This is a genomic window from Campylobacter sp. RM9333 (assembly GCF_020137705.1).
Lineage (GTDB): Bacteria > Campylobacterota > Campylobacteria > Campylobacterales > Campylobacteraceae > Campylobacter_E.
This window is the reverse complement of sequence record NZ_JACGAY010000009.1, coordinates 50,119-59,500: the sequence shown is the minus strand read 5'-3', so window position 1 is coordinate 59,500 and position 9,382 is coordinate 50,119. Positions and strand designations below refer to the sequence as shown.

11 protein-coding genes are annotated in these 9,382 nt (G+C 27.9%); 6 read left to right on the top strand and 5 right to left on the bottom strand.

What is annotated here, in order from left to right:
* Positions 1-171: 171 nt before the first annotated feature.
* The 5 genes from AVBRAN9333_RS04900 to gap are packed head-to-tail and all read right to left on the bottom strand — an operon-like array spanning position 172 to position 4,097.
* Entirely contained in the window at positions 172-540 is a 369-nt protein-coding gene (locus tag AVBRAN9333_RS04900; RefSeq protein ID WP_214117583.1) for a DUF1353 domain-containing protein, read from the bottom strand.
* Position 541: 1 nt separating this feature from the next.
* Positions 542-1,213 carry an aspartate/glutamate racemase family protein gene (locus AVBRAN9333_RS04895; RefSeq protein WP_214117582.1) on the bottom strand — a complete coding sequence of 224 codons (672 nt, stop codon included), beginning with the start codon at positions 1,211-1,213 and terminating at the stop codon, positions 542-544.
* A gap of 1 nt (position 1,214) precedes the next feature.
* On the bottom strand, positions 1,215-1,901 hold the full coding sequence (locus tag AVBRAN9333_RS04890; RefSeq protein WP_214117581.1) for a triose-phosphate isomerase: 687 nt from the start codon (positions 1,899-1,901) through the stop codon (positions 1,215-1,217).
* Positions 1,901-3,094: a phosphoglycerate kinase gene (locus tag AVBRAN9333_RS04885; RefSeq protein WP_214117580.1), complete on the bottom strand. Its 1,194-nt coding sequence runs from the start codon at positions 3,092-3,094 to the stop codon at positions 1,901-1,903. Before AVBRAN9333_RS04885 ends, AVBRAN9333_RS04890 begins: the two co-directional genes overlap by 1 nt.
* A 1-nt stretch (position 3,095) precedes the next feature.
* Positions 3,096-4,097 (bottom strand): type I glyceraldehyde-3-phosphate dehydrogenase, encoded by a 1,002-nt coding sequence (gene gap, locus AVBRAN9333_RS04880; protein ID WP_336609530.1) that lies wholly within the window; start codon positions 4,095-4,097, stop codon positions 3,096-3,098.
* Between the two features lie 58 nt (positions 4,098-4,155).
* Here gap and nadD point away from each other — a divergent pair, with 58 nt between their 5' ends.
* The 6 genes from nadD to tyrS are packed head-to-tail and all read left to right on the top strand — an operon-like array spanning position 4,156 to position 9,380.
* Entirely contained in the window at positions 4,156-4,692 is a 537-nt protein-coding gene (gene nadD / locus AVBRAN9333_RS04875) for a nicotinate (nicotinamide) nucleotide adenylyltransferase (protein WP_214117578.1), read from the top strand.
* Entirely contained in the window at positions 4,692-5,006 is a 315-nt protein-coding gene (gene rsfS, locus AVBRAN9333_RS04870) for a ribosome silencing factor (RefSeq protein ID WP_214117577.1), read from the top strand. Before nadD ends, rsfS begins: the two co-directional genes overlap by 1 nt.
* 45 nt (positions 5,007-5,051) lie before the next feature.
* Complete coding sequence (gene pyrH / locus AVBRAN9333_RS04865) at positions 5,052-5,762, top strand: UMP kinase (RefSeq protein WP_250325143.1); 711 nt, start codon at positions 5,052-5,054, stop codon at positions 5,760-5,762.
* Positions 5,763-5,776: 14 nt separating this feature from the next.
* On the top strand, positions 5,777-5,989 hold the full coding sequence (locus AVBRAN9333_RS04860) for a DNA-directed RNA polymerase subunit omega (RefSeq protein WP_214117576.1): 213 nt from the start codon (positions 5,777-5,779) through the stop codon (positions 5,987-5,989).
* 4 nt (positions 5,990-5,993) lie between these two features.
* On the top strand, positions 5,994-8,165 hold the full coding sequence (locus AVBRAN9333_RS04855; RefSeq protein WP_214117575.1) for a RelA/SpoT family protein: 2,172 nt from the start codon (positions 5,994-5,996) through the stop codon (positions 8,163-8,165).
* 9 nt (positions 8,166-8,174) lie between these two features.
* Positions 8,175-9,380 (top strand): tyrosine--tRNA ligase, encoded by a 1,206-nt coding sequence (gene tyrS, locus AVBRAN9333_RS04850; protein ID WP_214120370.1) that lies wholly within the window; start codon positions 8,175-8,177, stop codon positions 9,378-9,380.
* The last annotated feature ends 2 nt before the right edge of the window (positions 9,381-9,382 follow it).

Sequence of the window (9,382 nt, the reverse complement as noted above, 5' to 3'; positions counted from 1 at the left end):
TTTTTTTGTTAAAATCAAACAAGTACTTTAAATAATTTAACTTTTTTTAATGTTAAAGCTTTAAAAGAATATAAATAGTTTTAGATATCAAATGATTATTGGGTTTGAATGTAAATTATAAAAATATAAAGTATTAAAATGGTTTAATAATGTTTAGTTTAATAAATATTATTACCTATAAAATCCTAAGTATTTTTTATATAAATGATATATTTTACAAGAAAAATAAAATATTTTAATTTTGTAATTTGCCACTTGCAAAGTTCTAAGAGCTTCTTTAAAAATTTCATCAGCTAAAACAGCGTCTTGGTATTTTTTACTTTTTTTAGCTTGAAGACATAAAAAATCATGAATTACTACTGCTGATAAGTATTCTGGAGAATTTGGTGGAAAGAAACTCCAAAATATTCTAGGTATATTTGCTCCATTTGTAACAAATCCCTTTGGTATTATGATGGTTTGATTTTTGCTTTCATATTTATATTCAAAAGCTAATTCAAATTTATTTTTATCTATTGGTTTTACTACAACTCTTGTCATTTTACTCTAAAGACTGCAAAAATATATCTTTTGCATGAATATATGTTGTATCAAAGACTTTTATATTTTTAAAATCATTTTCGTTAATTAATAGTGCAATTTCAGTGCAAGCTAATAAAATTCCTTCAATATTATGTTTATTTATAATATTTATGAAAGTTTCTTTACTATTTTGTTTGATAACATTAAAGCAAAGTTCATTGAAAATAATATCATTAATAGTATTTATATCACTATTATTTGGGGTAATTACATTTATTCCTTTTAACTCTTTTTTATAAAAGTCTTCTTGCATAGTGTATTTAGTGCCTAGTAATAAAATATTTTTTATATTATTATGATTTAATTCTTTAAGGCTTGAATGGGCTATATGAATAAATCTAGCTTTTAAATCTTTTTGCAAATCATTTGCAATTTTATGCATAGTATTTGTACAAAGTGCAATTATGTTTGCTCCAGCCTTTTCTAATCTTTTTGCTTCTTTATTTAATAATTCTCCTGCTTTTTGCCATTCGTTATTGTGTTGAAGTTCTTCAATCTCATCAAAATCTACGCTTGATATTAAAATCTTTGCACGAGATAAAGAATTGTGATGAGCTTGGCTAAATTCATTTATTAATTTATAATAAGTTATTGTACTAGCATAGCTCATCCCACCGATTAGGCCTATCATATTAACCTCTTATTGCAGCATTGATTAAGTCTATAAAACCATCTACATTAAGACTAGCTCCACCTACCAAAACCCCATCACAAAGTCTTTTAATATCAGCGATATTGCTAGAATTTACACTACCACCATATAAAATACTTTGCTTAGTTTTTGAGCGTAAAAAGCTCATAATATTTTCAATATCTTCTAATTTTGCAGCACTTTTACCAATACTATAAATTGGCTCATAAGCTAATATTAGTTTATCATATTGTAAATCTATTTTATTTAGTTGTTTGTTTAAAAAATCTATGCTTTTATTTTGTTCGTAAGTAGAGTAATCTTCTCCTATGCAATAAATAATTTTTAAATCATTTTCAGCGCAAAATTCAAATTTTTTTGCTAGAAATTCATCTGTTTCGCCTAAATTTCTTCTTTCACAATGTCCTAAAATAATTGTTTTAATTCCAAATTCTAGCAAATGATCTAGTCCAATTTCTCCAGTAAAAGCTCCACTATGAGTTGGATATATATTTTGGGCAGCTTGAATGAAACTAAATTCACTATCAATAAATGAAGTTGCACTTGGAGCGACAATTACTTCAAGATTAGTAAAATCACTAAATCTTAAATAAGCATTAAGTTTTTTAGCGTATTCAGCAAAACCTTTTCTAGTATGATTACATTTAAAATTTGCGGCAATTATCATTAATATTCTTCCTTTAATATAAGTGGTTTTATAGCAGGTAATTCCTTACCTTCAATTAGTTCTAAACTAGCACCACCGCCAGTAGAGATAAAACTAAAATCATCAGCATCTCCTGCACGATTAATAACATCAGCAGTGTCTCCACCACCAGCAACGCTAGTAGCATAAGAATCGCTTATATAATGGCTCATTTTAAAGCTACCTTTTGAGAATTTATCAAACTCAAATACCCCCATAGGTCCATTCCACCATATAGTTTGAGCATCACTTAAAATTTCTTTAAATAAAATTGAGCTAGCAGGTCCAATATCAAGCCCCATCCAACCATTTGGTATTTCTTGAACGCTTACTTTCTTTACTACACTATCATTTGAAAAGCTTTGTGCAGCAAGAACATCAACAGGTAAATATAACTTAACGCCTAGTTCTTTTGCAGTTTGCATAATTTGTTTAGCATCTTCAATTAGTTCTTCTTCTACAATTGAATTTCCTATATTTAATCCGTTTGCTTTAAGGAAAGTAAAAGCCATTCCGCCACCAATTATTATCTTATCAACTTTAGGAAGTAGATTGTGTAAAGCTTGTAATTTTCCACTAACTTTACTACCACCAACAACAGCAACAAAAGGTCTAGCAGGAGATTTTAATAAATCTTGTGCGAAATTAAATTCTTTTTGCAATAAAAACCCAGCGCAAATTTCTTTTGCAAATCTAGTAATTGCTTCTACACTTGAATGTGCTCTATGGCAAACCCCAAAAGCATCATTACAATACACATCACACATTGAAGCTAAATTCTTAGCCAAATCTTCATCGTTTTTTGTTTCACCTTTTATAAATCTTAAATTCTCTAGTAATAAAATTTCACCTTTTTTTAAGTTTTTAGCTTTATTTTGAGCGTCTTCTCCGATTATATCGTTTGCCATTATAACTTCAGTTCCAAGAAGTTTTGATAATCTTTTTGCAACTGGCTTTAAAGAATATTTATCACTTATTTCTTTTGGTCTACCCAAATGACTTGCAAGAATCACTCTAGCATCATTGTCAAGGCAATATTTAATAGTTGGAATTGCAGATTTTATTCTTCTATCATCACTAATGTTTCCAAATTCATCTTGTGGGACATTAAAATCACATCTAATAAAAACACACTTATTTACTAAATCTACATCTTTTATGGAAATTAAAGGCATATTATTTCTCCTTGCTAATATATTGAGCTAATCTATTTAATTGATATGAATATCCGTATTCATTATCATACCAAGCTAGAACTTTTACAAAATCTTCATCAATTATTTGAGTTAAATCAGGGACAAATATACATCCATAAGTGCTAGTGCAAAAATCACTTGAAACGCAGCAATCGTAATCAATTGCTAGAATTTCATTCATTGTTTTACTTGCTTTTATAAAAGTTTCATTTATTTCATCTTTTGTAGTTTTTTTATCTAACAATAAAGTTAAATCAAGCATTGATACATTTGCTAAGCTAGTTCTAACACTTTGACCATCAACTTTACCTAAAAGGTTAGGTATAACTTTACCTATTGATTTTGCTGCACCTGTGCTTGATGGGACTAGATTTAGTGCTGCTGCGCGACCCCTTCTAATGTCTTTAGGGCATTTTGTATCACATAGTTCTTGAGTTGCTGTATATGCGTGAATTGTATTCATTAAAGCTTTTTTAATACCGAAATTTTCATCTAAAACTTTTGCCATTGGTGCAAGGCAGTTTGTTGTGCAACTTGCATTTGAAATAATAGCTTCGCCATTATATTTAGTATGATTTACATCCATTACAAACATAGGTGTATTATCTTTTGGTGGTGCTGACATAATTACTTGTTTAATACCATTATCTAAATATGCTTTAGTTTTTTCTTGTGTTAAAAATGCTCCCGTGCATTCAAAAACTAAACTAGCTCCATATTTAGCAAAATCAATATTTTCAATTTCTCTACTTCTAATTATTTGAATTCTTTTATTTCCTACTATTAAAATATCTTCTCCATCATTGTCAATTTCTTGATTGAAATTCCCATGAACACTATCGTATTTTAGAAGGTATTTAATACTTTTCATATCCCACGAGCAATTTATTGCTACTAAATTCATTTTGTTTTCATTAATAATTATTCTACTAAGACATCTACCAATCCTACCAAATCCATTAATCGCTACATTTACTCCCATTTTTAACCCTTTATTTAAAATATTTGAGATAATACTAATAAAAAAAGGTTAAGAGATTTTGAAAATAGCAATTTTTGGTGGTAGTTTTGACCCAGTTCATTTAGGTCATGAAAAAGTAGTAAAAGCAGCTTTAGATACATTAGATATTGATAAATTAATAATATTGCCAACATATATTAGTTTATTTAAAAATAATTTTAATGCTAGTCCAGAACTTAGATTAAAATGGCTAAAGAGCGTGTTTGTTGAAAGTGATAAATTATTAATAAGTGATTATGAAATATCTCAAAATGAGCCAGTTCCCAGTTTTAAGAGTGTTATGTATTTTAAAAATTTACTAAATTCTAGCTTAATTTATTTTATAATAGGGGCTGATCATTTAAAAACTTTACATAAATGGCATAATTTTGATGAATTATCTAAAAATGTCGTTTTTGTTATAGCTAGTAGGGATAATATTTTTATACCAGATAATTATTTAAGACTTGAAATAAATGAAGATATTTCTTCAAGTTTTATAAGAAATAATTTGATTTTGGAAAAAGTAAATCCTAAAATTAAAGATGAGGTAAAAGAATTTTATAAAGGAAAGTAATGAATAGAAATGAAGATATTATTAAGCTTTTAGATGAAAAAAAAGCAGAGAATGTTGAGTTGATTAATATTAAAGGAAGTGAATATTTTGTAGATGAAGTAATTATTGCAACTATGATTTCTACTAAACAATCTTTTGCAATAATTGAAGATATTAAAGAATTGTTAAAAAAACATAATAGTAAAGTTTATTATGAAGAATGCACTGATGATTGGAGTGTTCTTGATTTAGGAGATTGTTTAATTCATTTAATGAGCCCTGCTTATAGAGATAGATATCAGATTGAAAAATTCTTACTTGAGTTTAAGCGTTAAAAATTTTTTTGTAGTATCGCGTTTATCAATTAAGGAGAAATCATTATGGCTAAAAGAATTTTAATTAAGTTTTCAGGTGAAGCTTTGGCTGGAAAGCAAGGCTTTGGAATAGATACTCATATTTTAAAGTTTATTGCAGGACAAATTAAACAATTAGTAGATGCTGGGACTCAAGTAGGAATTGTTATCGGTGGCGGTAATATTATTCGTGGAGTTAGTGCTGCTAAAGATGGGATAATTAAGCGTGTTAGTGGCGATCATATGGGAATGTTATCTACCGTGATAAACTCAATTGCTATGCAAGAAGCGTTAGAAGGTTGTGGAATTAGTGTAAGAGTTCAGAGTGCTATTCAAATGGAAGCTTTTTGCGAAACTTATATTATGAGAAGAGCGCAAAGACATTTAGAAAAAGGTAGAGTTGTAATTTTTGCAGCAGGAACAGGTAATCCATTTTTTACTACCGATACTGCAGCAGTTTTAAGAGCTATTGAAATTAATGCTGAAATGATTATTAAAGCAACAAAAGTTAATGGTGTATATGATAAAGACCCTATGAAATTTGAAGATGCAAAAAGATATAATGAATTAAGTTACGAACTTGCTATGGGCGATGATATTAAGGTAATGGATGATACAGCAATAGCACTTGCTAAGGATAATAAATTACCAATAGTAGTTTGCAATATGTTTGAAGAAGGTAATATTTTAAAAATTATTAAAGATGATTTTAGCAATTGCTCAATCGTAAAAAATTAATTAAAAGGAATAAAATGAGAACTGAACAAGTAGCAGCAAAAGCATTAGAAAAAGTAGGAAATGATAGATATATTCTATCTTTAATAGTAGCTAAAAGAGCTAGAGAATTAAGCGATGGTGCTGAACCTTTAGTAAAGGTTGAAAAAGGAAAAATGAAATTTACTGATATAGCAATGTTAGAAGTTGCTGAAGAAAAAATTATATTTGATGGTGTAATAAACGAATAAAAAAATGAAAAATATTCTAAGTTTTGAAACATTATTAGAAGACATTAAGCATTGTAATGATTTAAATAAAGCACGGGAATTATTGTATTCACTTTTTTCAAGCACTCCTATGCTTGAAAAAGCTTTAGATTTTTGTATAAAATCACATGAAGGACAATTTAGAAAAAGTGGAGAACCTTATTCTATTCATCCTATTTTAGTTGCGTGTTTTGTAGCTTTCTTTTCAAAAGATGAAAGTATGATTTTAGCAGCACTTTTGCACGATGTTGTAGAAGATACCGAATGCACTCAGGAAGAACTTGTAAAAATGTTCGGACATTCTGTGGGTATTTTAGTTGAAGGTATGACTAAAATAGTTGAGATTAGGGGAGATAATTTAGCTAGTTCAGAATCAAACGAAAAACTTAGAAAATCAGCAATGACTTTTAGAAATATGCTAATGGTTAGCATTGAAGATAGTAGGGTATTGCTTGTTAAATTATGTGATAGATTGCATAATATGCTAACTCTTGATGCGTTAAGAGAAGCAAAACAAAAAAGAATAGCTGAAGAAACTCTAATGGTATATGCACCAATTGCACATAGGCTAGGAATTTCTAGTATTAAAAATTACTTAGAAGATTTAAGTTTTAAATATTTAATGCCAGTAGAATTTAAAGAAATAGCAGATTATTTAAAGGCAAATAATGTGCAATTACAATTAACATTAAATGATTTTATTGAAAAAATAATTAATTTAATGCGTGATAATGGATATATTGAAGATGTAGATTTTAAAATAGAAAAAAGAATAAAACATGTATATTCTATTTTTTTAAAAATGCAAAGAAAAGGCGTTAGTATTGAAGAAGTGCTTGATTTATTGGGTATTAGAATTTTAGTAAAAGATGTTAAAGATTGTTATATAGTTTTAGGGCTTTTACATGTGCATTTCAATCCACTTGCTTCAAGATTTAAAGACTATATTGCCTTACCTAAGCAAAATGGTTACCAAACAATCCATACTACTTTATTTGACGCGCAATCAATAATAGAAGCACAAATTAGAACATATAAAATGCACGAAACTGCAGAACTTGGAATTGCAGCACATTGGAAATATAAAAATGATAAAGAAGACTATAAAGCTGATTGGGTAAATGATATAGCAACCAATAGTTCTTTAGAAGAAAAAGACAATGATTTAGCATTTTATGAATACGCAAAAGATAGTTTATATGTTGAAGATATTGCGGTTTATTCTCCAAAAGGAGAGATTTTTACATTACCTAGAGGTTCGACTGCTCTTGATTTTGCTTTTGAAGTTCATTCACAAATTGGTCTTAAAGCAAGTCATGCTTATATAAACAGAGTAAAATCTCCATTGCTTACAAGTCTTAAAAATGGGGATATTGTAAGAATTGAGATAGATGATAACGCAAAACCAAGATGCTCTTGGCTTGATAGTGTAGTTACTGCTAGAGCCAAAGCTATGATTAAATCACATTGCAAGCAAAGAATTTCAAGTATAGACCAAAAAGCTGGGTTAAGAATTTTGCAAACTATTTTTAGTGCTGATGAAGACAAAATAAATACTTGGATTGCAAATGAAAAACTATCAAAAAATGTTAAAAAATGCACTACAGATAATATTACTTTAAGTAAGGTTATAGATAGTCTTAAAAAATATTCAAAAAGAATTTGGCTAGTTAAAAATTATGATTTAAAAAAACAAAGAATAGAAAATCTTGTTGTATATTCAAACTACAAAATAAATAATGTGGATTTTGATTATTGTTGTAACCCAAAAAGAGGTGATGATATAGTTGCTTTTAAACATAATCATTCTGTTACAATTCATAATAAATTATGTGAAAGAGCAAGTAAATTAATGGAAGATTCTAAAGAAGAAATGGTGCTAATTAAATGGTCTAAGCATGCTCCTAAAAATTATAAAATGATTTTTTCTTTAGAGAATAAAAAAGGCACATTATTAGCATTATTAACAGAATTACTAAAACTACAAATCAATGTTAATAGTATTAATATTACAAAAAATGCTGATAGTTTATTGGAGTATTTTGAAATAGTTTTTGAAGTACCTGATAATCAAAATATAGAAATAGCAAAAGAAAAAATCAAAACAAAATGTAAAATCTATGAGTTTATATCATTAAAAGACGCTTATAGTGAATAAAGGATAAAGATGAATTTGAATGAAATTTATAATGATTTAGAACGCGGTGTATCAGAATTTATTGATTTAGAAAAAATTAAGAATTTGATTAAAAATTACTATGAAAAGGGCGAAGTATTTTATGTAAAAGCTGGGTTTGATCCAACTGCACCTGATTTACATTTAGGTCATAGTGTTATTTTAAACAAAATGAGATTTTTACAAAATCATGGTGCTATAGTTCAATTCCTAATAGGAGATTTCACTGCTCAAATAGGTGATCCAACAGGTAAAAGTGCTACTAGAAAACAATTAAGCAAGGAAGAAGTTTTAAAAAATGCAAAAACTTATGAAGAGCAAGTTTTTAAAATTTTAGATAAAGAAAAAACTGAATTAAAATTTAATTCAACTTGGCTTAATGCTTTAGGAGCAGTTGGCATAGTTGAACTTACATCAACTTTTAGTGTAGCTAGAATGCTTGAGAGAGATGATTTTACGAAAAGATTTAAAGAACAAAGCCCTATATCAATTAGCGAATTTTTATACCCACTTTTACAAGGTTATGATAGCGTTGCATTAAAATGCGATATTGAAATGGGTGGAACTGACCAAAAATTTAATTTATTAATGGGAAGAACATTACAAAGAACTTATAATACAGGTAAAGAACAAGGTATTATAATGTTACCACTTTTAGTAGGTCTTGATGGTGTTAATAAAATGAGTAAAAGTTTGGGTAATTATATCGGAGTTAGTGAAGAACCAAATTCTATGTATGCAAAATTACTTAGTATAAGTGATGAATTAATGAAGGAATATTACAATCTTTTAAGTTTTAAGACAACAAAAGAAATTAATGATATTTTTGACAATATTAAAAACAATACTCTACATCCAAAGGTTGCTAAAGAAAATTTGGCTTTAGAAATAGTTGAGAGATTTTGGGGTAAAGATTTAGCAATTAATGCGAAAAATGAGTTTGATAATATTCATAGTAAAAATGAAATTCCAAGTGATATTGCGGAGTTTAATTTTAATGAAGAACAATGGATTATAAAACTAATGCAAGATACTAATTTGGCAAGTTCAGGCAGTGAAGCAAGAAGAGCTATAAAAGCTAATTCTGTAAGTGTTAATGGAGAAAAAATTAGCGATGAACAACTAAAATTAAGCAATGGTGAATTTATAATTCAAGTTGGAAAAAGAAAATTTGCAAAAGTAATAATAAAAGGATAATA

Excerpts from the sequence above, each read along its gene's own strand:
- AVBRAN9333_RS04895 (WP_214117582.1), bottom strand. The coding sequence starts at position 1,213 with ATGATAGGCCTAATCGGTGGGATGAGCTATGCTAGTACAATAACTTAT.
- AVBRAN9333_RS04855 (WP_214117575.1), top strand. The coding sequence starts at position 5,994 with ATGAAAAATATTCTAAGTTTTGAAACATTATTAGAAGACATTAAGCAT.
- rsfS (WP_214117577.1), top strand. The coding sequence starts at position 4,692 with ATGAATAGAAATGAAGATATTATTAAGCTTTTAGATGAAAAAAAAGCA.
- gap (WP_336609530.1), bottom strand. The coding sequence starts at position 4,097 with ATGGGAGTAAATGTAGCGATTAATGGATTTGGTAGGATTGGTAGATGT.
- AVBRAN9333_RS04900 (WP_214117583.1), bottom strand. The coding sequence starts at position 540 with ATGACAAGAGTTGTAGTAAAACCAATAGATAAAAATAAATTTGAATTA.
- pyrH (WP_250325143.1), top strand. The coding sequence starts at position 5,052 with ATGGCTAAAAGAATTTTAATTAAGTTTTCAGGTGAAGCTTTGGCTGGA.
- AVBRAN9333_RS04885 (WP_214117580.1), bottom strand. The coding sequence starts at position 3,094 with ATGCCTTTAATTTCCATAAAAGATGTAGATTTAGTAAATAAGTGTGTT.
- AVBRAN9333_RS04860 (WP_214117576.1), top strand. The coding sequence starts at position 5,777 with ATGAGAACTGAACAAGTAGCAGCAAAAGCATTAGAAAAAGTAGGAAAT.
- tyrS (WP_214120370.1), top strand. The coding sequence starts at position 8,175 with ATGAATTTGAATGAAATTTATAATGATTTAGAACGCGGTGTATCAGAA.
- AVBRAN9333_RS04890 (WP_214117581.1), bottom strand. The coding sequence starts at position 1,901 with ATGATAATTGCCGCAAATTTTAAATGTAATCATACTAGAAAAGGTTTT.